The sequence below is a fragment of the Pseudomonas sp. Marseille-Q8238 genome (assembly GCF_965111915.1).
The window spans coordinates 4,828,720-4,852,939 of record NZ_CBCOPI010000001.1 but is presented as its reverse complement, the minus strand read 5'-3'; the positions used below and the strand labels follow the sequence as shown (position 1 = coordinate 4,852,939).

Here is a 24,220-nt window from a genome sequence, read left to right as displayed (position 1 = left end):
GGATGGCGCAACGTATTCTTGCCCACTGCCCCAGACAAGGACTGCATCCCATGCACAGCAACCCCTTCGACATCCCGACGAGCGAGGCATGTGCCGAGCCCGTGCAGTCAGGATTGCGTCCGGCGTCGCGCTTGCCCTACGCCATCATGGGTGTGGCGGCGCTCAGCAGCCTGCTGACGATGCTGCTCAGTGCGCTCTCGATCTGGTTCTGGGGCGAGTCTGACGTCTTCAGTTCATACCTCGAAAACCTGCCGTTCATGTTTCCGGGCTGGATCAGTGGCGTGCTACTTGCCTGCCTGGGCACGTTGCTGCTGAGCCGCAGTTACCTCGAGCGTCATGGTATCGCCGCGTTCCGCCAGCCACTGACGGTGCTCGGGATGTATGCACTGCTGAGCGTGGTGTGTTCCCTGGTGCTCTGGCAGGCCACGGTGCCGTTATTTGGCGCGTCCCTCGAGTGGTCGAATGAGCTGACGGGCAGCTACACCCTGGCCCTGTTGCTCAATGAGCCCATGCATTGGCTGAATTTCGCCCTGAGTTCGTTGGTGCCGTTGTGGTTGATCATGCATGTGCTGCGCACAGGCGCCCAACTCGACAGCCAGGCCCGCGTGATTCCGCGCTGGGAGGCGGCACTGGCCTACAGCCTGTGCGTTGAGGTGGTGTTCATGAGCATCCTGGTGATGATGCCGATGCTCTTCGGCGTGCTGTACGACATCGATTGGCTATTCGGGCTCTACGTAGTGGGTGTTCTGGGGCTTTTGCTGCTGGTGTTCCTCAGTGCCTGGCTGGTCTTGCCGGTGCGCCTGGCCCGGCTCAATGCCGGTCGGCTGGTGCTGGCCAGCCTGCTGAGCCTGGTGTTGTGGGGCATCGTGGTAGCGGTGGTGCTGGCCGTGCTGGTTATCGCCGTTGTAGTGGGCGCGGACATCGCGCCAGTTTTGCTGGGGTTGATCGGCTTCGGGCTGCTGGTGCTGCTGTGGTTTTTTACCCGCCTGGGCCTGCGCTGGGTCTACCGGGCTGAGCCGGCCTGATCCCAGCGAAAGTTCAAACTCCTGCGTGCCTCAACAGTCACAGTCGAATGCCGTTGCTGTAGCGCAGGATGTCCCTGTTTTTGCGGCTGAATTGACTAGTTGCGAATTCAGGAGTGACACATGAGCAAGAAAATACTGGTGGTACTGACCAGCGTTGCCAAGTACCCGAACCTGGCTCGCGCCACTGGCCTGTGGCTTGGCGAAGCAGTGCATTTTGTTCGCAAGGTGGAGGCGGCCGGTTTTCAGGTCGACTATGTAAGCCCGGAAGGCGGCTATACGCCGATCGATCCTCACAGTCTGGCTATGGCCGAAGAAGGTGACTGGGACTGGTACCAGGACAAGACGTTTATGGATCGGCTGGGAGCGACTCTCAAGCCGAGCCAGGTCAGCCCGGATGATTACGTTGTCATCTATTTCGCCGGCGGCCATGGCGTGGTCTGGGATTTTCCCGACAATACGGAGCTACAGGTGCTCAGCCGTGGCATCTACGAACGCGGTGGGATCGTTTCCTCAGTCTGCCATGGCGCAGTTGGCCTGTTGAATATCACCCTGTCCGACGACTCCTTGCTGATAAAAGGCAAGACTGTCACCGGCTTTTCCAACGCTGAAGAACAACTCGCTGAACTCGATCAGTACGTGCCGTATCTCACCGAAGACGAACTGGTGAAACGTGGTGCCGTGTACCAGAAAGCGGATGAGCCCTGGGCACCTTTCGCTGTCGCCGACGGGCGCGTTATTACCGGGCAGAACCCGGCATCCGGCGGTCCGGTGGCTGATCTCGTTCTGAAAACACTGGCGCGCTAGTGGCGCAATCAGCCGGATGCCACTGCCCGGCTGAGCCGGGCAGGTCTCAGGCTGCTTTTTCGTAGTGAAGTAGAGTGATTCGACCCTTTTGGATCGATATTTCCGGTACTTCCTGGATTTGCCTTTTGCAGTCTGTGGGCGCGTCATTGCTCGCCCAGTCATGGCAACCCCATACCGCCACGGTGGCAGCGTTGGGGGCTGAAAAAACAAACCCCAGTGCCTTGGGCAAGGCACTGGGGTTGTTCGTTTTCGGCGGGGTGAATCAGGGCTTCAGAAGCGCGCCTGCCATTGGGCGACCAGGGCGTGGTTTTGCGCGTGGCTGCCGTGCTCGCCGCTGTAGCCCAGGCCGATGCTCTGGCCGGTGCTGATGCCGAGGTCCAGGCCGGCTTCGAGGAGCAGGCTGTTGCGGTCCAGGGCGCTGCCTTCGACGCTGAACGCGCTGCCGCCGCTGAGGAAGGACTGGCGCACGCTGCTGTCGAGGGTGCCGTAGGTGTGACGCCAGGCCACGCTCAGGCGCGGGGTCAGGCTCATGCCGTTGTCGAGCATGCCGAGGTGGGCCAGGCGTACACCGAAGGTGCTGCTGAAGTTGTCCTGGTCCTGCTGGTCGACGTGCAGGGCCGCGGCGCCGCCTTTCTCGTTGTACGACTCCTGGCTGTAACGCTGGTAGCCGAGGCTGGCGAACGGTTCGGCGGCCAGACGCCCGCTGCCGAGTTGATAGCCCAGTTCGGCGAAGGCCTGCTGGCTGTCGGCGTTGAAGTCGCCACGCAGGCGGTCGCTGAAGCCATTGAAGGCGATCTTGCGGGTGCTGCTGTTGTCGTGCCGGCTGTAGGCCGCGCCCAGGCGCAGGGCCAGCGGGCCGTTCTGGTGCTGGGCGTAGACGCCGAGGTGCAGGCTGTCGACATCACCGGAGGCGCCGGAGCCGGCATCTATATCGGTCTTGGCGTAGCCACCGAGCACGCCCAGGCGCCAGGCGGAGCCCAGGCCCCAATCGGCACCGAGCACGGCGCCACGGGTGTCCTGGCTGATGTCCTGGCCGCCGCGCGGGCCGTCCAGCTTGCCGTGGCTGCCCAGGCCTTGCAGCCAGAGGCGGCCCTGGGCCTGTGGGTCGTTGAGGTTGCGCGCGCTGCTGGGGACGCCGCTGGCGGCGAGCAGCGGGCCGTTGTCATGCAGCAGGGCGGCTTGCAGGTTGTTGGCGCCGCCCATGGGGCGCATGGCGCTGCGCATGCTGTTGCCGAGCTGGGCACCGCTGGCCAGGCTGACACTGGCCAGGCTGGCGTTGCTGCTGGCGGCCAGTTGTTCGAGGCCGCGGCTGGCATCGGCATTGCTGCTGGTCAGCAGGGCCTGGTACAGCGGGCCGCCGGCCTGGCTTTCGAGGGCGTTGGCAACATTCTGGCCATTGCCGCTCTGGGCGACGTCGGCGAAGGCGCTGCCGTTGCGCAGCAGTTCCAGATCCACGCTGTTGCTGCCGTAGGTCAGGGTCGGAGTGAGGAACGCCAGGTTGCTGCTGACGTTGGCGAAGGTGCCGCTGACACCACCCGTGGCCTGCAACACATTGTACAGGCTGCTGGCCGGGTAGCCGCCGGGCAGGGCGTCGATGCGCAGGTTGGCGCCGGCGAGGCTGGCGCTGCCATCGACGGTCACGCCGTTGCCATGGCCGCTGGGGTCGACCTGCAACACCAGTGTCGCGCCGCTGGCCAGGTCCAGATTGCCGCCGATGTGGCCGCCACCGTAGGCGCCGCCGTCGTCCACCTGGACGTTGCCCTGGATCAGGCCGAGGTTGCGCAGGCCGGCGCCGGCGAAGATGTGGGCGTTGTCGCTGAAGTCATTGGTATCGAGGGTCCAGTTGCCGGCTCGCACGTCGAGGCGTTCGAAGTTGATGCTGTTGCCGAAGCGGCCGCCGGCGCTGTTGTCGAGTACCAGCAGGTCGTCACCGCTACCGCCGTCGACCAGGCCGATGAAGCGCCCGCTGCTGCGTACGGTGAGGCTGTCGTCGCCGTCACCGAGGTCCACGGCCAGGCCGTTGAGGCCTTCGATCAGGCCGGCGTTGATCAGGCTGTCGTTACCGCCGCCCATCTGCACGGCCGCAGCTGCGGTGGTGCTGTTGTCTTCGTCGACGCGAGTGGTGTCGAGGCCGCCACGGATGACCCCGCCGGCATGGTTGATCAGCACGTCGTCGAAGTTGCCGACCAGGCCGATGGCCGCTTCGTCGGCGCCGATGATGCTGCCGGCGTTCTCGATGCGCACCACGCCGCCAATGGCCGTGCTGGTGCCGCGTCCGCTCGCCACGGCGGTACCCGCCGCGCCGTCGTCGATGAGGATGCCCTTGGCCTGGCCGAAGATTTCGCCACCGGCATGGTTGATGAGGGTGCCGCCGCCGGCCGCGATACCGTCGGCGCCGTTGGGGTTGCCGTCGGAGTCGAAACCGCCTGCGCCGGTGCCTTCGATGCGCCCGTAGTTCTCGACGTAGGCGATGCCGTCGATATCGACGCCGTCACCGTCGCCATTATTGATGGTTTGGCCTTGGCCTTCGTGGTCGTAGACGTTGCCGGCGCCGGCGTAGTTGCCGCTGATCAGCCCGTAGTTGAACACCACGCCGTGGCCGTCGAGGCCGACACCGGAGCCGTTTTTGCCCCTGATCTCGCCATCGGCGTAGTTGATCACCACCGGGTTGAGGATCTGGATGTTCTCGGTGGTGATGCCGTCGACCACCTTGTCGAAGGTCACGCCGTTGCCGTCGGCGCTGCGGATGATCAGGCGCTCCAGGCCGATCAGGTTGCTGTCCGCATTGGCGGCCAGGGGGTCGCCGCCGTCGATGCCATGGCGCGGGCCGGTGATGGTGCCGTGGTTGAGGATGGCGACGTTGGAGCGTTTGTTCTCGATGGCCACGCCATCGGCGGCGGATTGGCCGTTGTCGCACAGCGTGCCCATGTAGCGCGGGCAGCTGGTGTTGACCAGGCCGGTGGAGAAGATGTTGCCGTAGTTGACCAGGGTGAAGTTGTTACCCAGGCGCAGGGCGTCGTTGCCGTTGGAGCTGATCACTGCGTTACGGTTGTCGGCGGCGCCGTTGATGATCTGGTTGTGCAGGCTGGTGTATTCGGCATCGGCCTTGATCGCCCGTTCACCGCCAACGCTGACGCCGACCTGCGCGATGGTGCCCTGGTTGTTGATGATGTATTGCCCGGCCGGCCGATTGAGGCGGATGGCGACGTTGCCGGTGGCGGTGATCACCCCGCCGATTTCGTTGTTGATGGTCAGCGTTGGTGTGCCGCTGTCGGAGTCGATGGCGCGGCCGGTGCCGGTCTGGCTGATGGTGCCGGCGTTATTCAAGACAGTGGTGCCGGTCTTGATGTCGACCGCCACGATTTTGGCATCTGTGACCAGGGTGCCACCGGCTGCAACCGTGCCAGTGTTGCCGTTGTTCAGTGTTTGCCCGGCGGTCTGGGTGGTGCCCGCACCAACGGTGAAGTCGGCGCCGATGGCTTGCCCGGCGAGCGCGGCTTGCAGGGCGAGTACCAAAGGAAGGGGGCGCAACAGCGGATTCAGTCGAGGCATGGGGCACCAGGCGTTGGAATAATAAGGCCAGCGACTATGCCCAGCGGGTATTACAGAACGTTGACGAACGGGTGACGGAATTGCGTTCAGGTATCGGCCTGTTCGCCGCACAGGTCGAGGGTGAACCAGTGCTCGGTCTGTTGCTGATCGAGACCGGCGCCGAGCAGGGCGAACAGCTTGCCCAATGCGGCTTCGCGGGTCATGCCGTCGCCGCTGATGACGCCGGCATCGGCCAGCAGGCTGCCGGCGGCATACAGGCCGAACTCGACATGCCCCTGCGGGCACTGGCTGATTGCCGCGAGCACCACGCCGGCGGCATGGGCATCGCGCAATACCTGGACGAAAGCCTGGTCGGCAGTGGGCCCGGTGCCGCTGCCATAACACTCCAGCAGCAAGCCGCGTACACCGCTGGCCAGCACCGCGCGCAGTTGCTCGGCGGCGAGTCCGGGAAACAGCGGCTGGATGGCCAGGGCAACGGTTGTACGTGGCTGGCGGTAGTCGAGCTGGGCCGGCAGGTGAGTGGCGCGCATGCCCCGACGCGGACGGCGGGCTTCGACGAAGGCATCGACGGCATCGCTCTTGAGCTTGCTGGTGCAAGCGCCGTGCAGCAGCTTGCCGTTGAAGTACAGGTGCACGCCCGACGCCACGCCCTGGGCCAGCACTTCGAGGGCGCCGAACAGGTTCGGCCAGGCATCGCTACCTGCTGCCCCGGCCGGCTGCATGGCGCCGGTCAGCAACACCGGCACGGGCAGGCCAAGCAGCAGGAAGGACAGGGCGGCAGCGCTGTAGGCCAGGGTGTCGGTGCCGTGCAGCACCAGCACCGCGTCGTGGCCGTCTTCCACACCCGTGACGATGGCGTCGCGCATGGCCAGCCAGTTGGCCTGGGTCATGTTGGCGCTGTCCAGCGGCGGCAGCAGCTCGCGGAACTGCCAGGTAGGCACCGTGCGTTGCGGCTGGTTGAGTTGCTCGGCGCGCAGGCGGGCCTCGAAGCCGGAGGCGGGGGCCAGGCCGGCGTCGGTCATCTGCATGCCGATGGTGCCGCCGGTGTAGAGCACCAGCAGATTCTGTACGGGCTGCATGGTGGACCTCACGGGAACAGGTGGCGGTACTGGATGAAGCCGGAACGGCTGGCGATGCGCTCGTAGAGCAGGCGGGCCTGGGCGTTGTCCTCCTGGGTCAGCCAGTGCACGCGGCTGGCGCCGGCGGCCTGGGCCTCGGCGTAGACGTGCTCGATCAGGGCGCGGCCGACGCCACCCCCGCGCACGTCGTCAGCCACGTAGAGATCCTGCAGGTAGCAGTAGTCGCCGGTGGTCCAGCAGGAGCGGTGGAAGATCCAGTGCACCAGGCCGATGGCGACGCCGTCGCGCCAGACCAGGGCGGCATGCATCGGTTCGGCCGGGTCGAGAAAGCGTTGCCAGGTGGTGGCGCTGACCACCTCGGGAATGTCGCTGTGGTAGAAGCGCTGGTAGCCCTGCCACAGGGGCAGCCAGGCAGCGTGGTCGGCAGCGGTGACGGGGCGGATGTCGAGTGGCATGGGTGGCTCCTGAAGGGCGAGTGATCATCCTGCCGCCGCGCAGGGCTCCAGGCAACCGGCATCTGCGTGCCGACCAGCGGTGGTGGGCGAAACGGCTGGGGCGGCGGTCTAGACCCTATCGCTGTGACTCAAGGAGACTTGCCCATGTTGCTCGAAGGTTCCTGCCATTGCGGTGCGGTCACGTTCAGCCTGACCAGCGCCCATCCCTACCCGTACCAGCGTTGCTATTGCTCGATCTGCCGCAAGACCCAGGGCGGTGGCGGCTATGCGATCAACCTCGGCGGCGATGCCGGTAGCCTCACGGTGCGGGGGCGCAAGCACATCAGCATCTACCACGCGCGGCTCAAGCCCAAGGGTGCCAAGCGTGCCCACGCCAGCAGCGCCGAGCGGCATTTCTGCCAGCACTGTGGCAGTGGCTTGTGGTTGTTCAGCCCGGAATGGCCAGAGCTGATCCACCCATTCGCCTCGGCAATCGACACCCCGTTGCCGGTGCCGCCGGAGCACACCCACCTGCTGCTGGATTCCAAGGCGTCCTGGGTCGAGATCGACAAACGCCCTGGCGATCAGGTGTTCGAGGGGTATCCGCAGGAGGCCATTGCCGAGTGGCATGAACGTCTCGGCCTGGCGCGTTGAGCGCTGACGCGCATCAGCGGAATAAAAAAAGGGATGGCCGGAGCCATCCCTGAGGGAAAGAGGCTGGGGGCAGCCTCTGGTCGATAACGCGCGGATCAGGCGTTGGCGCTGAGCGGGATCAGGCGCGGGGCGATCATGTTTTCCGGGCGCAGGATGTCGGCCAGGGTGATGTCGTCCAGCAGCTTCTCTTCGCGCACCAGTTCCAGCACACCACGGCCAGTGTCCAGGGCTGTCTTGGCCAGGCGGGTGGCGTTCTCGTAGCCGATGTAGGGGTTGAGCGCGGTGATCAGGCCGATGGAGTTTTCCATCAGCTCGCGGCAACGCGCTTCGTTGGCGGTGATGCCGTCGATGCACAGCTCACGCAGCATATCCATGGCGCGGGTCAGCAGGCGGATCGAGTCGAAGATCTTGTAGGCGATCAGCGGCTCCATGACGTTGAGCTGCAACTGGCCGGCCTCGGCGGCGAGGGTCAGGGCCAGGTCGTTGCCGATCACTTCGAAGGCGACCTGGTTGACCGCTTCCGGGATCACCGGGTTGACCTTGCCCGGCATGATCGAGCTGCCCGGCTGGCGCGGTGGCAGGTTGATTTCGTTGATGCCGGTGCGCGGGCCGCTGGAGAGCAGGCGCAGGTCGTTGCACAGCTTGGACAGCTTGACCGCGGTGCGCTTGAGCATGCCGGAGAACAGCACGAAGGCGCCCATGTCCGAGGTGGCTTCGATCAGGTCGGCTGCCGGCACCACCGGGTGTCCGCTGATGATCGCCAGGCGCTGCACGGCGAGCTTCTGGTAGTTGGGGTCGGCGTTGATGCCGGTGCCGATCGCCGTGCCGCCGAGGTTCACTTCGGTGAGCAGGGTCGGGGCGAGCAGGCGCAGGTGCTGCAGGTCTTCGCCGAGGGTGGTGGCGAAGGCGCGGAATTCCTGGCCGAGGGTCATTGGCACGGCGTCCTGCAGCTGGGTGCGGCCCATCTTCAGGACGTGGCTGAACTCCAGGCCTTTGCTGGCCAGCGCCTGGATCAGCTTGTGCAGGCTGACCAGCAGGGCGTCATGGCCGAGCAGCAGGCCGATGCGGATGGCGGTGGGGTAGGCGTCGTTGGTCGACTGCGCCATGTTCACGTCGTTGTTCGGGTGCAGGTGGTTGTACTCACCCTTTTCATGGCCCATGGCTTCGAGGGCGATGTTGGCGATCACCTCGTTGGCATTCATGTTGGTCGAGGTGCCGGCGCCGCCCTGGATCATGTCGACCACGAACTGGTCATGGAACTCGCCCTGGATGATGCGTGCGCAGGCGGTGCTGATCGCGGTGTGCTTGGCGGCGGACAGGTGGCCCAGCTCGCGGTTGGCGTCGGCGGCCGCCTGCTTGACCATGGCCAGGGCGATTACCAGTTTCGGGTAATGCGACAGCGGCACGCCAGACAGTCGAAAATTCTGCACGGCGCGCAGGGTCTGGATGCCGTAATAGGCCTCGGAAGGGACTTCCAGGGTGCCGAGCAGGTCTTTTTCGATACGCGATGATGCAACAGGGGACATGATCGAGATGTTCTCGCTGGATAAGCGGCACACGCCGCGATGTGCATATCCTCGGCTTTTTATTGGTCTTTCGACCAATGCTGTTAAACGCTATGGTATGCATAATCGGCATAACGTGGGCGTGACTTCCTTTTTGGGGTGGTCGTGCGGAATTTCGAACGAAATCGGGCGGGTACGGCGCGTGTGCCCGCAGCAGGGTGGAGGGCGCTTTCTCCATCCACCACAACCGGGCAGCAGGGCGGCCGCGGATGAAAGATCCTCAGCCACGCGCCCCGATCCACCCTAGGAAAAGCGGGAGCATCGATGAACCTGGAAAGCAAATGGCTGGAAGACTTCGTCGCCCTGGCGGCCACGCGCAGTTTTTCCCAGGCGGCGGAAAAGCGCTTCGTCACCCAGCCGGCCTTCAGCCGCCGCATCCGCAGCCTGGAGGGCGCGCTGGGGCTGACCCTGGTCAACCGTTCGCGCACGCCGGTGGAGCTGACCGAGTCGGGCCAGTTGTTCCTGCTCACGGCGCGCAGCGTGGTCGAACAGCTCGGCGAGGTGGTGCGTCACCTGCACCATGTCGAGGGCCAGCAAGGCGAGGTGTTGCAGATCGCTGCCGCCCACTCGCTGACCCTGGGCTTCTTTCCCGAATGGATGGCGCGCCTGCGTCGCGAAGGCCTGCCGCTGAATACCCGGCTGGTGGCGGCCAACGTCGGTGAGGCGGTGCACTCGCTGCGCGAGGGCAGTTGCGACCTGATCCTCGCCTACTACGACCCGGACGCCGCCCTGCAGCTGGCGCCGGAGCTGTTCCCTTCCCTGCACATGGGCCGTACCGAGATGCTGCCGGTGTGTGCGGTGGATGCCGATGGCCGTCCGCTGTTCGAGCTGGAAAGTGGCCAGAGCGTGCCCTTGCTGGCCTATAGCGCGGGGGCGTTTCTCGGCCGCTCGGTGAACCTGCTGCTGCGTCAACGGGCGCTGCGTTCGACCACGGTGTACGAGACGGCGATGGCCGACAGCTTGAAGAGCATGGCCTTGCAGGGCATGGGCGTGGCCTGGGTGCCGCGCCTGTCGGTCAGCGCCGAGCTGGCCCGTGGCGAGCTGGTGGTGTGTGGTGGCGAGCAGTGGCGCATCCCGCTGGAAATCCGCCTGTACCGCAGCGCGATGACCCGCAAGGCTGCGGTGCGCCTGCTCTGGCGCAAGCTCGGAGAAGGAGTGGGCAGTGCCGAGTAGTCTTGGAACCTGTTTACGATCTCCTGACTGTCGGCCATACGGCGTTAAAAACACCCTGGATCGCCAGTCCGGACTGGGCGTCCCCGACGGAATGCTCATTTACCACTCGTAAACCCGAGTGCGGGCCTAGTCCGCTTCCTCAGGCGTTTTTGCGGGGGCGCCTAGCCCTTGTCTGGCTCTAATCCAGAAGATCGTGAACAGGTTCTTGGGGTGTATCGGGCGTGTTAGCCGCCCTGTAGCCCGTACTTCTTCACCTTGTCGAACAGGGTGGTCTTGGCCATGTGCAGGGCCTGAGCGGCCTGGCTGAGGTTGCCGTCGTGGCGCTCGAGGGCGGCGACCAGCAGGTTGCGCTCGAACGCTTCCACCGCTTCGGCGAAACCCGGGCCTTCGCCGTCGCTGGCCAGGCCGCTCTTCTTGAACACCGGCAGGCCGAGGGCAAAACGCTCGGCGACGTTGCGCAGTTCGCGCACGTTGCCCGGCCAGTCGTGGGCCATGAGGCTGGCGAGGGTCTGGCGGTCGAGCTCCGGCGCCGGGCGGTCGAAGCGCAGGGCGGAGAGTTGCAGAAAGTGCTCGAACAGCAGGTTGATGTCTTCGCGGCGCTCGCGCAGTGGCGGCAGTTCCAGGGTGACCACGTTGAGGCGGTAATAGAGGTCGCTGCGGAACTGCCCGGTGCGGCCCAGCTCGTCGAGGTCGGCCTTGGTCGCGGCGATCACCCGGCAGTCGACTGCGACGCTCTGGTTCGAGCCCAGGCGCTCCAGGCTGTGTTCCTGCAGCACGCGCAGCAGCTTGATCTGCAGGTTCAGCGGCATGCTTTCGATTTCGTCGAGGAACAGGCTGCCGCCGTTGGCGTGCTCGATCTTGCCGATGCGGCGTTTGCCGGCACCGGTGAAGGCATGGGCCTCGTGGCCGAAGATCTCGCTTTCGAACAGGTTCTCCGGCAGGCCGCCGCAGTTGAGGGCGACGAACTGCTTGTTGTGCCGCCGGCTGAAGTCGTGCAGGCAGCGGGCGACCAGTTCCTTGCCGGTACCGGTCTCGCCTTCGATGAGCACGTTGGCGCCGGTATCGGCGACGTTCTCGATCAGCGCGCGCAGCTCCTGCATGGCTGGCGAGCGGCCGATGATGCGTTGTTCCAGGGCCTGGCGCCCGGCCAACTGGCGGCGCAGGGCGGAGACCTCGCGAGCCAGGGCGCGCTGTTCGAGGGCGCGGCGGGCGACATCCACCAGGCGTTCCGGGGAGAAGGGTTTTTCCATGAAGTCGTAGGCGCCATCGCGCATGGCGCCGACCGCCATGCTGATGTCGCCGTGGCCGGTGATCAGCACCACCGGCAGGCTGGGGTCGCGCTTCTTCAGCTGGGCGAGCAGCTCCAGGCCGTCGATGCCGGGCAGGCGAATGTCGCTGATGACGATGCCGGCGAAGTCATCGCCGATGCAATGCAGGGCTTCCTCGGCGCTGCCGACGCCGTCGCTGGGGATATCTTCCAGGCTGAGCGCCTGCTGGCAGCCGAGCAGCACATGGGGGTCGTCTTCGACGATCAGCACGCGGAGGGATTCATTCATCGGCGGGTCTCGCGGCGGGGCCCGGGCCGATACGCCGCAGGCTGAGAATGAAGGCGGTGCCGCCGTCCGGAGGATGGCGCACGCTGAGGCTGCCACCGGCGGCGGCAGCCAGGCTGGCGGAGAGGGTCAGGCCGAGGCCCAGGCCCTGCTCGCCGGGTTTGGTGGTGAAGAACGGCTCGAACAGGTGCACGCGGGTTTCCGGGGCGATGCCGGGGCCGTTGTCGCGTACTTCCAGCTGGTAGTGGTCGTCGTGCTCGCTGCCGGTCAGCCAGAGCTGGCGGTCGCGCTGGTCGCGCATGGCGTCCAGGGCGTTGGCGATGAGGTTGATGAGGATCTGTTCCAGGCGTGTCTGGTCGATGGCCAGGTGCTGGTCGAGGCAGGTGCGGGTGATGCGCACATCGGTCTGCTTCAGGCGCGGGTGCAGGAGCATCAGGGCGGCGTCGATGGCCTTGTCCAGGCGCGCTTCGCCACGGTCGTCGGAGCGGCGGGCGAAGGCGCGCAGGCTGGCGGTGGTCTTGCCCATGCGGTCGACCAGTTCGTTGATGGTCTGCAGGTTGGTGCTGGCCACGTCGTAGGCGCCGCGAGCAAGGAAGCGCATGGTGTTGCCCGACAGGGTGCGCAGGGCGGCTAGCGGTTGATTGAGTTCGTGGGCGATGCTGGTGGACATCTGCCCGATCACCGCCAGCTTGCCGGCCTGGACCAGGCCGTCCTGGGTCTTGCGCAGGTTTTCCTCGGTCTGCCGGCGTTCGCGGATCTCGGCCTTGAGCCGGTCGTTGCTGGCGCGCAGGTCGGCGGTACGCTCGGCGATCTTGCGTTCCAGGTGGTTGTTGGCCTGTTGCAGGGCTTCGCGGGCGGCCAGGCGGGTGGCGATGACCTTGCGCCGCTCGTTCCAGGCGATCAGCAGGAAGGCCAGCAGGGCGGCGGCGACGGCGGCCAGCATGCCATGGCTCATGGCTTCGCGGCGTTGGTCCTGCAAGGGGGTGAGCAGGGTCAGGCGCCAGGGCGTGTCATCCAGCGGCCGGGTTTGCGACAGGTAGCGGATCGGCTCGCCCTGCCGGTCGGCACTGGCGAAGCTGACTTCTTCGATGTTCTCGCCCAGCGGCACGCGGGCCAGGGACTTGAGTTCTTCCAGCTGCTGCCAGTGATAGCGCAGGCTGCGCGCCAGTTCTTCGCGCGTCCGGCTGTCCAGTGGCTTCGTGGCCTTGAGCCGGCGCTCCGGGTTGCCGGAGAGGATGATCACGCCGTTCTCGTCGCTGACGTAGGCTTCCAGCTGGGCTCGTTGCCAGCGCTCTTCCAGCGAGTCGAGCCGTGCCTTGACCACCGCCACGCCGATGACGCGGCCGTTGGCCTTGAGGCCATGGGCCAGGTAGTAGCCGGGTTCGCCGCTGGTGCTGCCGATGCCATACATGCGCCCCGGCCGGCCACGCACGGCGTCCTGGAAGTAGGCCCGGAAGGACAGGTCTTCGCCCAGGTAGCTGTCGGGTTTGCGCCAGTTGCTGGTGGCCAGCACGCGGCCGTCGATGTCCATCACGTAGATGGCCAGGCTGCCGCTGCGCAGGTTGAGGCCTTCGAGGTAGTCGTTGACCCGTTGCCGGCGGTAGGGAGAGGGCGTCAGCAGCAGGCGGCTGACGTTGGATTCCAGCTCCAGCAGGCTGGGCAGGTAGGTGTACTTGGTGATTTCGCTTTCCACCGCCCGGGCGTTGAGTTCGAGCTGGCGTTCGCCGTTTTCGCTGACGGCGCGGATGCCCGCCCGTTCGCTAAGCCGATAGCCGACATAGCCGCAGCCGAGTACCAGCGCGAGCATCAACAGTATCAGCAACAGGTGGCGGGCGAGGCGTGGTTTCACGGTCAGGGCATGCGGCATGGTGCGGCTGCTGGGAGTGCCCTGCATCATAGACGCTGGGTTGTCCCTCGCGGTAGCCGCACGCCCTCCGCGCACCCGATCAGTACTCCCAGAAGATGCGTTGCAGCGCCTTGCTGTCGACGTTGGCGGTCAGCGCCACCATGGCCAGGATGCGGGCTTTCTGCGGGTTCAGGTCATGGGCCACGACCCAGTCGTTGGCGTCATCCGGCTGCTCGGCGTTGCGCAGGACGAAGCCGCCCTGGTTGACGTGGCTGGAGCGGATGATCTGCAGGCCGTCGGCGCGCAGGGCCTTGAGGGTCGGCACCACGTTGGCGGCCACCGAACCATTGCCGGTGCCGGCATGGATGATGGCTTTGGCGCCTGCCTTGGCGAAGGCCTGGTAGGCGGTGTCATCGAGGTTGCCGTGGGCGTAGGCGATGTCCACGCGCGGCAGGCTGTCGATCTTGTCGATATCGAACTCGGAACCGATGGTGTGACGCTTGGCCGGCAGGCGGAACCAGTAGGCCTTGCCTTCGACCACCATGCCCAGCGCGCCCCACGGGCTGTTGAAGGCATTCGGGCGGATGTTGATGGTCTTGCTCACGTCACGACCGGACTGGATCTCGTCGTTCATGGTCACCAGCACGCCCTTGCCGCGCGCGCTCGGGGTGCCGGCCACGGCCACGGCGTTGTACAGGTTGAGCATGCCGTCGGCGGACATGGCGGTACCCGGACGCATGGAGCCGACCACGATCACCGGCTTCTCGCTGTGGATGACCAGGTCGAGGAAGTAGGCGGTCTCTTCCAGGGTGTCGGTGCCGTGGGTGATCACCACGCCGTCGACGTCCGCCTGCTTGACCAGCTTGGACACGTGCTTGCCGAGGGCCAACAGGTTGTCGTTGCTGATGCTTTCCGAGGCGATCTGCATGGCCTGCTCGCCGCGTACCTTGGCGATGTTCTTCAGCTCCGGCACGCTGGCCAGCAACTGGTCGACCGGCACCTTGGCAGCGGTGTAGGTGGCGCTGTTGGCAGTGCTGGCGCCTGCGCCGGCGATGGTGCCGCCAGTGGCGAGGATGACCACGTTGGGCAGTTTGACGGCTGGGGCTTCGGCCGATGCCTGTACGGGCAGCAGCAGGAACAGGCCGAGGGCGGCTGCCGGAACGAAGGATTGAAGCAAGGTTTTCATGGGTGGTGCTCCTTTTGTTGTCGTTGTGTTGAAGCGTGTTGATCCACCGCGTCGTCTTGAGGAGACGGCACGGGTCGTGCTCGGTGCAGTGGCTTGAAAGACCTGTTCACGACCTGGCGAGCCAGATCGTGGGCAGGCTTTAGTGCTGGAGAATCTTCGCGAGAAAGTGCTGGGCGCGTTCGGAGCGCTGCGACACGTCACCGAAGAACTCGTCCTTGGCGCAGTCCTCGACGACCCGCCCGGCGTCCATGAAGATCACCCGGTCGGCGACCTTGCGGGCGAAACCCATCTCGTGGGTCACGCACATCATGGTCATGCCTTCATGGGCGAGCTGGACCATCACGTCGAGCACCTCGTTGACCATTTCCGGGTCGAGGGCCGAGGTCGGTTCGTCGAACAGCATCACCACCGGGTCCATGGCCAACGCACGGGCGATGGCCACGCGCTGCTGCTGGCCGCCGGAGAGCTGGCCGGGGTGCTTGTGCGCCTGCTCCTTGAGGCCGACGCGTTCGAGCAGGGCCAGGCCCTTTTCGGTGGCTTCGGCCTTGCTGCGGCCGAGTACCTTGACCTGTGCGATGGTCAGGTTCTCGGTGATGGTCAGGTGCGGGAACAGCTCGAAGTGTTGGAACACCATGCCAACCCGCGAGCGCAACTTGGGCAGGTCGGTCTTCTTGTCGGCGATGGAGGTGCCGTCGACCACGATGTCGCCCTGTTGGAAGGGTTCCAGCGCGTTGACGCACTTGATCAGGGTGGACTTGCCCGAGCCGGACGGCCCGCACACCACCACGACTTCGCCCTTCTTCACCTCGGTGCTGCAATCGGTCAGCACCTGGAAGTCCCCGTACCACTTGTTGACGTTCTTGATGGAAATCATACGGCTAACCTTTTTTGCAGGTGCTTCACCAGGCGCGAGGCGATGAAGCTGATGGTGAAGTAGACCAGACCGGCGAAGATCAGGAACTCATGCGGCTGCCCCAGGATATCGCCCCGTGAGCGGGAGGCGTTGAGGAAGTCGATCAGGCCGACGGTATAGACCAGCGAGGTGTCCTGGAAGAGGATCACGCTCTGTTGCAGCAGCAACGGCATCATCTTGCGGAAGGCCTGCGGCAGGATGATCAAGCGCATGGTCTGGCCATAGCTCATGCCCAGGGCTTGCGCGGCGCCCATCTGGCCCTTGGGAATGGCCTGGATGCCGGCACGGACGATCTCGCAGAAGTAGGCCGCCTCGAACATCACGAAGGCCACCAGGCACGAGGTGAAGGCGCCCACCGGCGTGTCTTCGCCGGTGACCCAGCGCAGGATGAACGGCACCGCGAAGTAGAACCAGGTGATCACCAGCAGCAGCGGGATCGAGCGGAAGTAATTGACGTAGAGCGCGGCGATGTTCGACAGCAGTGTGCTGTTGGACATCCGCATCAACGCCAGCAGCGTGCCCAGCACCACGCCGCCGAGCACGCCCAGCGCGGTGAGCTGCAGGGTCATCGCCATGCCTTCCCAGAGGCCCGGCAGGGCGGGAACGATCTGACTGAAGTCCATCATTTACCCCCTACGGAAATCAGCCCGGGCACCGCGACCTTGCGCTCGACCAGGCGCATGAGCAGCATCAGGCTCATGTTCAGGGTGAAGTAGATCAGCGTCGCCAGGGTGAAGGCTTCGAACAGGTTGGCGCTGAATTCGGCGGTCTGCTTGGTCTGCGCCAGCAGCTCCATGAGGCCGATCAGCGAGGCCACCGAGGAGTTCTTGAAGATGTTGAGGAACTCGCTGGTCAGTGGCGGAATGATGATGCGCATGGCCTGGGGCAGCACCACGTAGCGGTAGATCTGCGGCAGGCGAAAGCCCATGGCGCGGGCGGCAGACGCCTGGCCCTTGGGCAGTGCTTCGATGCCGGTACGCACCTGCTCGCAGACGCGGGCAGCGGTGAACAGGCCCAGGCAGACGATCACGCTCAGGTAGGCCGAGGTAGCTGGGTTGAGGTCCTGCTTGAACCAGATTTCCAATGGCTCGGGCAGCAGATCGGGCACCAGGAAGTACCAGAGGAACAGCTGCACCAGCAGTGGCACGTTGCGGAAGATTTCCACGTAGGCGGTGGCAAGGCCCGACAGCAGGCGGTTGGGCAGCGTGCGCATCACGCCGAGCACGGTGCCCAGTGCCAGGGCGATGACCCAGCCGGCCAGGGCGATGGCGAGGGTCCAGCCCAGGCCGGTGATGAACCAGTCCAGGTAGATTTCGCTGCCGATGCCGGTGGACTTGAAGTAGATACCCCAGTCCCAGTTGTAATTCATGCGGGTTTCCCCTTGGTGTAAAGAATGCGGGCAGCCGTCGGCCTGGCGAGCACGAGGCTGGCCCGGATAGGAGCGGTTACAGTTAATGGGGGAGGCTGAGCGCCTCCCAGGTTCCCCGCGAACGCCGCGCCTTGTGAGTGCGGCGTCGCATCACCGTCAGTGCTCTTCTGCAGCCTTGTCGGTGGGGTTGGCGATCAGCTGTTTCAGCTCGTCGCTCATGGGGAAATTCAGGTTCAGGCCCTTGGGCGGGACCGGTTGCATGAACCACTTGTCATAGAGGGCGTTGACCTCGCCAGAGGTGAAGGTGGCAGTCAGTGCCTTGTCGACCACCTGCTTAAAGGCGGGGTCGTTCTTGCGCATCATGCAGCCGTAGATTTCGAAGGACTGCGGGGTGCCGGTCACGTGCCAGTCAGCCGGTTTCTTGGCCTTGGCCATTTCGCCGGCGAGCAGGGCGTCGTCCATCATGAAGGCCACGGCACGGTTGGACTCGAGCATCAGGAAGGACTCGCCGTGGTCCTTGGCGGAGATGACGTTCATGTCCATCTTCTTCTCGGCGTTCATGGCCTTGATCAGGCGCTCGGAGGTGGTGCCGGCAGTGGTCACCACGTTCTTGCCCTTGAGGTCGTCGAAGTCCTTGATCGGCGAGTTGACGCGCGTCAGCAGGCGAGTGCCGACCTCGAAGATGCCGACCGAGAAATCGACCTGGCGCTGGCGTTCGACGTTGTTGGTGGTGGAGCCACACTCCAGGTCCACGGTGCCGTTCTGCACCAGCGGGATGCGGGTCTGCGAGGTGACCAGGTTGTAGCGTACCTTCAGCTCGGGCAGGTTCAGTTCCTGCTTCAGGGCTTCGACGACCTTGAGTTGCAGGTCGTGGGAGTAACCGATCGGTTGGCGTGCATTGTCCCCGTAGTAGGAGAAGGGGATGGATGAGTCGCGGTGGCCCAGGGTGATGGTGCCGGAGTCCTTGATCTTCTTCAGGGTGCCGGTGAGTTCGGCGGCCAGTACGGGCGTGGACATCAGGATGGCGGTGACCGCTACGGCCAGGGCACGGGGAGCAATACGCATGGATCGATTCCTCGGTGTTGTTTTTATTCATACAGAGGTCGCTGGGTAGCGTCTCTGTTCCGGAAGGGCTATCGCATTCCTGTCGGTGTATAGAGCAGGATGTGTGCCAGGGATCTCCGCGTATGATTTTTCAGGGCAATTCATTGATAAATAAGGGCTTATTTATTTTTATCGGTGGCGTGACGAATCTTGGCTATTCGGTTTCTCGACCATTGGCGGCTTTGGCGTTCGGAATTCCGAATGCCGGGCTGCCGGGTCGCCCCGTGATGGCATGCCGGGCTTCAAGACCCGTTTCTGGGCGTGCGATGCAAGGTACAAGCGACCTCGTTCACGGACGCCAAGCCGGGCCATCGCTACACTTCCGGCCTTCACATCGCATAAGGACATCGTCATGCAACGCCTGTTTTTGCTGCTCGCCAGCGCCGTGTTTTCCGTCAATGCTGCCGCTCTGGAGCTGGCCAAATACCCACAGGTATTCGACGCCGGTCAGGGCGTGAGCGTACAGCTCGCCCCAAGTGTCGATGGCAAGCAGGCCCTGATTCAGGTCAGTGGTATCAACCATCCGGTGGACGGCGTGGTATTCCTCACCGACGTGGCCGAGCGTGGCAACGATGAGCGTGACTATGGCACCACCCTTGATGGCCGTTCTTTCAATCTGGTGGTCAAACGCCAGGGATGGAGTGGTGAGAGCTACCAGCTATATCTGCCGGGTACCGAAGGTTTCACCCTCAGCTTCAATGAGGCTCGCAGCAAAGCCAGCAAACCCGCTGACCTGCAGGCGCAGTACGACAAGCAGAAGGCCAAGGGTGTGCAGGCCAAGCTCGCCACCTTCGACCGTGACAAGCGCCTGAAGAGCACCCAGAGCGAATTGCAGCAACTGGACCAGGCTGCTTCCAGCGCGTGTGGCGTCAGCCTGACCACCCAGGTTGATTGGCCGAAAGTCACCGATCAGCAACTGCTGGAACTCAGCGTTGCCAGCTTCTGTGGCGAGGTGGCCAGTCAGGTGGGTCGCCTGTGTCAGGACGACAGCGCTTTCAAGCGCCAGGCACGCACCATCAAAGGGTTGGAATGCCGCTTCGACCGGGCGATGAAGCTGCGCGAGGAAGACGGCGTCATCCGCTTCGCCACCGAGAAGGACGCACCCAACCAGGGCGACTTCATCCGCGCCTTCCTGCTCAACCGTTGAGTCCTGCCGTAGGGCGGTGAATTCACCGCCCTCGCTGCTGGGCTGACAGTCAGGAAATCGTAAGCAGGCGTTCAGGGGCTTTTGAACAAGCTCCAGACAAACGCCAGCAACGCGCTCAGGGTGGCCAGCCCCGCGATCCAACCAACCACGGAAAGCCCCTGCCATGTCGGGCCGGCGGCGGCGATCTGTGGGCCGAAGGCGATCAGCAGGGCGCTGATCAGCAGCGCCAGGGACAGCCGAGTGGAGGCCAGGCGCAGGGATTTTTCCAGGCGTTCGATGCCTGGCATGTCGAGGCGCAGGTCGACCACGCCGTGTTTCAGGCGGTTGATCAGCAGGCGTGTCAGCTGCGGCAGTTCGCTCAACAGGCCGCTGCCCAACTCCAGGCCGTCGAGGCCCAGGCGCCGAGCCAGTTTCCAGTTGAAGCGTTCCCTGAGCATCTTGTTGATCGCGGGCCGCGCGGTGACCACCAGGTCCAGTTGCGGGTCGAGCCGGGTCAGCACGCCATCGGCGGTGATCAGCGCCTTGAACAGCACCAGCAGGTCCGCCGGTAACAGCAGCCGGTATTCGCGCATCAGTTCGAGGAAGTCCTGAATCATTGCGCTCATGTTCAAGGCCTGGCCGCCATGGCGGCCCATGAATTCGCGCGCGGCCTGCTCGATGGCGGACAGGTCGCGCACCTGCTCGTCGCTCCAGTCGATCAACACCGCCACCAGGGCTTCGGTGCTGCCTTCGGTCATGGCGCGCATGAAGCTCATGACTTCCAGGCGGCGGCGTTCGTCCAGGCGGCCGACCATGCCGAAGTCGATGAAGCCGACCCGGTTGTCGTCCATGGCGCGCAGGTTGCCGGGGTGCGGGTCGCCATGGAACAGGCCGTCCTCGAGAAGCATCTTGATAAAGGCTTCGGCACCGCGCCGGGCCAGCAGGCTGGGGTCCAGGCCCTGCTCCAGCAGCGCTTCGCGTTCCAGTGGCGTGTGGCTGGGCAGGAAGTCCTGCACCAGCAGGCGCTGGCTGCTGTAGGCCCAGTAGATGCGGGGAATGACGATCTGCGGGTGTTCGGCAAAATTCGCCGCCACCGTGTCGCAGTGCTGGCCTTCCTCGGTGAAGTCCAGTTCTTCGAGCATGGCGCGGGCCAACTGCCGGACCATCTGCCGTGGCTGGTAGTGGGCCAGGGCGGCATTTTCCTCCACCAGCAGGGCCAGGCTTTCGAGCAGTTGCAGGTCGGCGGTCATCTTACGCCGCAAGCCTGGGCGCTGGACCTTGACCACCACTGCCTCTCCGCTGAGCAGGCGAGCCCGGTACACCTGGGCGATGGACGCGGCGGCCAGCGGTTCGCGGTCGAACTCGGCGAACACCTGATCCAGTTCGCCGCCGAGGTCTTCCAGCACCTGCGCTTCCACGTCGTTCCAGGCCAGGGTCGCGGCACTGCTGTGCAGCCGTTCCAGCTCATTGATCCAGGGCGCCGGGAGAATGTCGCTGCGGGTGGCGAGAATCTGCCCCAGCTTGATGAAGGTCGGCCCCAGCTGCTCCAGCGCCAGGCGCACCCGCTGGGGTGTGGAGCCCTGGGTCGGGTTATCGTCGGTTTGCGGCGAGTCAGCCAGCAAGCGTCCCAGGCCCAGGCGCAACAGCACATCCTGGGCGCCGAAGCTCGCGAGTACGGTGACGATCTGGCGAATGCGTTGATGGTGCTTGAGTGCCGTCCAGGTCGATTCCAGCATGGTCGTGTCAGTCCTTGGGCCAGTGGATCCTTGCGGGATCGTCACCTCAGCGTAGACGCTGTGCCTGACGATACCCGTGCCTCAAGGTCCGACCATGGGACAGGCCGATGATTCGAGTGATGTGCTCGGAGGGCGGTGCGGTGTGGTGAAGAGGCCTGCGTAGGGTGCGCTAAGCGCCTGATCAGCCCAGCGCACCCTGAAGGTCATCAGAACTGCATGACGATGCGCCCTTCGATCTGCCCGGCGCGCATCTGCTCGAACACCTGGTTGATGTTTTCCAGCTTGTCGGTGTGGATGGTCGCCTTGACCTGGCCTTCGGCGGCAAAGTCGAGGGCTTCCTGCAGGTCCGCACGGGTGCCGACGATGGAGCCGGTGATGCTGATGGCCTTGAGTACCACGTCGAAGATCGGCGTCGGGAAATCGCCTGGCGGCAGGCCGACCAGCGCCACGGTGCCGTGACGACGGGCCATGCCGATGGCCTGGCCGAAGGCGCTGTTGGACACGGCCGTTACCAATACGCCGTGGGCGCCGCCGATGTCGCGCTGGATCACCTCGACCGGGTCTTCCTTGAGGGCGTTGACGGTCAGGCTGGCGCCGAGCTTGCGTGCCAGCTCCAGCTTGGCGTCGTCGACATCGATGGCTGCTACATGCAGGCCCATGGCGCGGGCGTATTGCACGGCGACGTGACCGAGGCCGCCGATCCCGGATATCGCCACCCACTGGCCGGGGCGGGCGCCGGTGACCTTCAGGCCCTTGTACACGGTGACACCGGCGCAGAGGATCGGCGCGATCTCGTTGAAGCCGACATGCTGCGGCAGCAGGCCGACGAAATTGGGATCGGCCAGCACGTATTCGGCGAAGCCACCGTTGATCGAATAACCGGTGTTCTGTTGCCCGGCGCAGAGGGTTTCCCAGCCGGTCAGGCAGTGTTCGCAGCAGCCGCAGGCGGTATACAGCCAGGGCACGCCGACGCGGTCGCCTTCCTTGACCCGGGTGACACCGCTGCCGACGGCGGCGACATAGCCGACCCCTTCATGGCCGGGGATGAACGGCAGGCTGGGTTTCACCGGCCAGTCGCCTTCGGCCGCGTGCAGGTCGGTATGGCAGACCCCGGAGGCTTCGATCTTCACCAGAATCTGCCCGGGTCCGGGCAGGGGTACCTGCACTTCCTCGATGCGTAGCGGTTCGCCGAAGGCGTGCACAACGGCGGCTTTCATCGTTTTGTCCATGACAGTGCTTCTCTCGGTGCGACAAGGGAACCTTCAGTCTGGACCCGTCATGCGCAACCGTATTGAGCTGGGACAAGAAAGCCGCCGTCGTGGCGCTATTTGCTGCTCAGGCGTTCGCTGCTGATCAGTGGGCAGGCGAACATCTGGTAGCACGACATCGCCTCTTCCTGCGCGTCGGCGACGTAGAGGGCGCGGTGTTCCCGGGTAGCGAAGGGCTGGTCGTGCAGGGCGGCGCAGCCACCGAGAGCGGTGCTTGCCAGCAGGGCGATACAGGAGAGGGGGCGGAGCATCTTGAAAGTCCTTTTCAATCCGTCGAGGGGCGGCGATTGTACGCGGACTCCGTCGAAATTGAAGCACCGGGATTGCGATTCGCGCTGTCCTTTCCTCTCTCTCGTCGCGTGATCGCTCAGCAACTGAACGGGTAGAAGCGCTCTTCAAGGACACGACCATCACTCATCAGGGACAGCCATCGACCCTGGTGCTGCACCTCCATGAAGCCGCAACCCAATGCCTGGAAGCCGCTGTAGTTCGTTGGGCTGGCGAGGCTGCCATCCGCGCGATGGATGCGGTACACCTCGCCCTGCTTCGATGGGGTTTTCACCACAACCAGCCCCGTGGCTTCTTGGCCCATTTCGATCCGCCCGGGAATGCTGCTGACGAGACGCAGGCGGGCATCGGGCTCTATGGCATAGACCTGCACCGTCTGGTTATCGGCGTCGGTAAAGAGGTAGCGGCGGTCCGTGCTGTTCTGCCCGGTATCGCAATGGCCCTGGCGCAACGGCAGCAGGTGCGGCATGAGTGGCCGCAGTCGCATATCCAGCAGGCGGCATCCGGCTTCGCCCTCCAGGCGCACGACCAGCGCGGCACGTTCTGTTGCCTGACGCCCCGGCGCATGGGGGAACAGGTTTTCCCATTTATCCAGCGAGGCGATATCCCGGATCAGTGGGGTTCCTCCATCGAGCGGAAACAGCGTGCTGCGGGCATCGCGTGTCGCCAGCAGATAACGCGCGGGCTGGCTGTCTTCCACGAGCCCGATGGCCGCTATGTGTTGCCAGTGCGGCGCGAGGACCTCCCCGAGATCGCGGAGATCGATGATGCCGTGACCGCTGCTGTGCTCGGTCTCGACGTACACCTCGCGCAGGTGCTCTGGCCAGAATGCCCTGGATGAGAAGGGGGCCGCGGTATAGTCCTGCTGCGAGGCCGCCAGCAGGCGGCCTTGCCCGAAAAGCGCCAGCCTGTAGCGGGAGCCGGTTACCAGGCGCAGCAGTACCTGGCCTGGCGTAACGGCGCTGTCGTATTCGAGCATCTCGAACGCAGGGGTGGGGTACGCGGTGCCTTCCGGGTCGAGCAATTGCAGGCAGCCATGGCGCAGCGCCACGAAACCCACCGCGCCATCACCCAGTCCGATGGGCTCGATCGAATCGAAGTGCTGGCCGGGGCGGGTGATCAGCTCGAACTGCGGGCTGCCGTCATCTCGAGTGAGGGTGCGTACGGACGCATGCCAGGTTTCGTCCTCCTCGGGGGCGCCTTTGTCTCCTGTTGTGTAACCCAAATAGGGTTCTTGCGAGCTCTGGCTGCCAGGCACGCAGGCTGACCAGGCGGGAAAAAGGACGAACAGCGATGACAGCAGTATCACCACGCGGCAAATTCCAAGACGCGCGCTCGGTGTGGCGTGCAGGTACCTCCAGGCTGAGAAGCGGCTCCCTTCGGTCGGTGGGAAGTGGGTAGGCTGCATTCGGCTGTGCATATCCAGCATGGGAAATGCCGGCAGTCTGCGGTGCGGCATGGTCTTTCTCAAGGCAATGGTCCCTGCTGCAAAGGCGTTGAATGGCCGGTTTCGGGTGGCTCTGGATAAACGGTCGCGGCCAATGC

At 64.8% G+C, this 24,220-nt stretch carries 20 protein-coding genes; 5 read left to right on the top strand and 15 right to left on the bottom strand.

Annotation, left to right across the window (positions count from 1 at the left end; translation table 11 throughout):
* Nucleotides 1-50: 50 nt before the first annotated feature.
* Together ACWPW0_RS22360 and ACWPW0_RS22355 are read left to right on the top strand one after the other, a co-directional pair.
* Nucleotides 51-1,025, top strand: a complete 975-nt coding sequence (locus tag ACWPW0_RS22360) for a hypothetical protein (protein WP_454256594.1) — start codon at nucleotides 51-53, stop codon at nucleotides 1,023-1,025.
* A gap of 120 nt (nucleotides 1,026-1,145) precedes the next feature.
* The gene (locus tag ACWPW0_RS22355) at nucleotides 1,146-1,829 is read left to right on the top strand and encodes a type 1 glutamine amidotransferase domain-containing protein (RefSeq protein WP_454256593.1); all 684 of its coding nucleotides are present in this window, start codon (nucleotides 1,146-1,148) and stop codon (nucleotides 1,827-1,829) included.
* 270 nt (nucleotides 1,830-2,099) lie between these two features.
* Here the strand turns inward: ACWPW0_RS22355 and ACWPW0_RS22350 are convergent, their stop codons facing one another.
* The 3 genes from ACWPW0_RS22350 to ACWPW0_RS22340 form a co-directional block, all read right to left on the bottom strand.
* Nucleotides 2,100-5,381, bottom strand: coding sequence for an autotransporter domain-containing protein (locus ACWPW0_RS22350; RefSeq protein ID WP_454256592.1), 3,282 nt, complete (start codon nucleotides 5,379-5,381; stop codon nucleotides 2,100-2,102).
* 86 nt (nucleotides 5,382-5,467) lie between these two features.
* Complete coding sequence (locus ACWPW0_RS22345) at nucleotides 5,468-6,460, bottom strand: asparaginase (RefSeq protein WP_454256591.1); 993 nt, start codon at nucleotides 6,458-6,460, stop codon at nucleotides 5,468-5,470.
* Between the two features lie 8 nt (nucleotides 6,461-6,468).
* Nucleotides 6,469-6,915: an N-acetyltransferase family protein gene (locus ACWPW0_RS22340; RefSeq protein WP_454256590.1), complete on the bottom strand. Its 447-nt coding sequence runs from the start codon at nucleotides 6,913-6,915 to the stop codon at nucleotides 6,469-6,471.
* Between the two features lie 144 nt (nucleotides 6,916-7,059).
* On the opposite strand from ACWPW0_RS22340, the gene ACWPW0_RS22335 reads away from it, so the two are divergent.
* The gene (locus ACWPW0_RS22335) at nucleotides 7,060-7,548 is read left to right on the top strand and encodes a GFA family protein (RefSeq protein ID WP_454256589.1); all 489 of its coding nucleotides are present in this window, start codon (nucleotides 7,060-7,062) and stop codon (nucleotides 7,546-7,548) included.
* A gap of 95 nt (nucleotides 7,549-7,643) precedes the next feature.
* On the opposite strand, the gene ACWPW0_RS22330 is transcribed toward ACWPW0_RS22335, so the two are convergent.
* Nucleotides 7,644-9,074: an aspartate ammonia-lyase gene (locus ACWPW0_RS22330; protein ID WP_447595200.1), complete on the bottom strand. Its 1,431-nt coding sequence runs from the start codon at nucleotides 9,072-9,074 to the stop codon at nucleotides 7,644-7,646.
* A gap of 303 nt (nucleotides 9,075-9,377) precedes the next feature.
* Here ACWPW0_RS22330 and ACWPW0_RS22325 point away from each other — a divergent pair, with 303 nt between their 5' ends.
* Nucleotides 9,378-10,286, top strand: a complete 909-nt coding sequence (locus ACWPW0_RS22325) for a LysR substrate-binding domain-containing protein (protein ID WP_447595198.1) — start codon at nucleotides 9,378-9,380, stop codon at nucleotides 10,284-10,286.
* 224 nt (nucleotides 10,287-10,510) lie between these two features.
* Here the strand turns inward: ACWPW0_RS22325 and aauR are convergent, their stop codons facing one another.
* The 7 genes from aauR to ACWPW0_RS22290 all read right to left on the bottom strand — a co-directional run bounded on the left by aauR (nucleotide 10,511) and on the right by ACWPW0_RS22290 (nucleotide 18,218).
* Nucleotides 10,511-11,842, bottom strand: coding sequence for a two-component response regulator AauR (gene aauR, locus ACWPW0_RS22320; protein ID WP_454256588.1), 1,332 nt, complete (start codon nucleotides 11,840-11,842; stop codon nucleotides 10,511-10,513).
* Complete coding sequence (locus tag ACWPW0_RS22315) at nucleotides 11,835-13,736, bottom strand: sensor histidine kinase (RefSeq protein WP_447595195.1); 1,902 nt, start codon at nucleotides 13,734-13,736, stop codon at nucleotides 11,835-11,837. The genes aauR and ACWPW0_RS22315 overlap by 8 nt, the downstream gene beginning before the upstream one ends.
* Before the next feature lie 49 nt (nucleotides 13,737-13,785).
* Complete coding sequence (locus ACWPW0_RS22310) at nucleotides 13,786-14,871, bottom strand: asparaginase (protein WP_447595193.1); 1,086 nt, start codon at nucleotides 14,869-14,871, stop codon at nucleotides 13,786-13,788.
* Between the two features lie 139 nt (nucleotides 14,872-15,010).
* Nucleotides 15,011-15,745, bottom strand: coding sequence for an amino acid ABC transporter ATP-binding protein (locus tag ACWPW0_RS22305; protein ID WP_447595191.1), 735 nt, complete (start codon nucleotides 15,743-15,745; stop codon nucleotides 15,011-15,013).
* Nucleotides 15,742-16,410, bottom strand: coding sequence for an amino acid ABC transporter permease (locus tag ACWPW0_RS22300; RefSeq protein ID WP_447595189.1), 669 nt, complete (start codon nucleotides 16,408-16,410; stop codon nucleotides 15,742-15,744). Before ACWPW0_RS22300 ends, ACWPW0_RS22305 begins: the two co-directional genes overlap by 4 nt.
* The gene (locus ACWPW0_RS22295) at nucleotides 16,407-17,153 is read right to left on the bottom strand and encodes an amino acid ABC transporter permease (RefSeq protein ID WP_447595187.1); all 747 of its coding nucleotides are present in this window, start codon (nucleotides 17,151-17,153) and stop codon (nucleotides 16,407-16,409) included. The genes ACWPW0_RS22300 and ACWPW0_RS22295 overlap by 4 nt, the downstream gene beginning before the upstream one ends.
* Nucleotides 17,154-17,309: 156 nt before the next feature.
* A complete protein-coding gene (locus ACWPW0_RS22290; RefSeq protein ID WP_454256587.1) occupies nucleotides 17,310-18,218 on the bottom strand; it encodes a glutamate/aspartate ABC transporter substrate-binding protein in 909 nt (302 codons plus the stop codon).
* A 391-nt stretch (nucleotides 18,219-18,609) separates the two neighbouring features.
* Here ACWPW0_RS22290 and ACWPW0_RS22285 point away from each other — a divergent pair, with 391 nt between their 5' ends.
* Nucleotides 18,610-19,404, top strand: coding sequence for a hypothetical protein (locus ACWPW0_RS22285; protein ID WP_454256586.1), 795 nt, complete (start codon nucleotides 18,610-18,612; stop codon nucleotides 19,402-19,404).
* 71 nt (nucleotides 19,405-19,475) lie between these two features.
* Here ACWPW0_RS22285 and ACWPW0_RS22280 read toward each other — a convergent pair whose 3' ends face one another.
* The 4 genes from ACWPW0_RS22280 to ACWPW0_RS22265 form a co-directional block, all read right to left on the bottom strand.
* Complete coding sequence (locus ACWPW0_RS22280) at nucleotides 19,476-21,119, bottom strand: ABC1 kinase family protein (protein ID WP_454256585.1); 1,644 nt, start codon at nucleotides 21,117-21,119, stop codon at nucleotides 19,476-19,478.
* A 206-nt stretch (nucleotides 21,120-21,325) separates the two neighbouring features.
* Nucleotides 21,326-22,348, bottom strand: a complete 1,023-nt coding sequence (gene adhP / locus ACWPW0_RS22275) for an alcohol dehydrogenase AdhP (RefSeq protein ID WP_454256584.1) — start codon at nucleotides 22,346-22,348, stop codon at nucleotides 21,326-21,328.
* Nucleotides 22,349-22,443: 95 nt separating this feature from the next.
* A complete protein-coding gene (locus ACWPW0_RS22270) occupies nucleotides 22,444-22,638 on the bottom strand; it encodes a hypothetical protein (RefSeq protein ID WP_454256583.1) in 195 nt (64 codons plus the stop codon).
* A gap of 116 nt (nucleotides 22,639-22,754) precedes the next feature.
* On the bottom strand, nucleotides 22,755-23,900 hold the full coding sequence (locus ACWPW0_RS22265; RefSeq protein WP_454256582.1) for a hypothetical protein: 1,146 nt from the start codon (nucleotides 23,898-23,900) through the stop codon (nucleotides 22,755-22,757).
* Nucleotides 23,901-24,220: the final 320 nt, after the last annotated feature.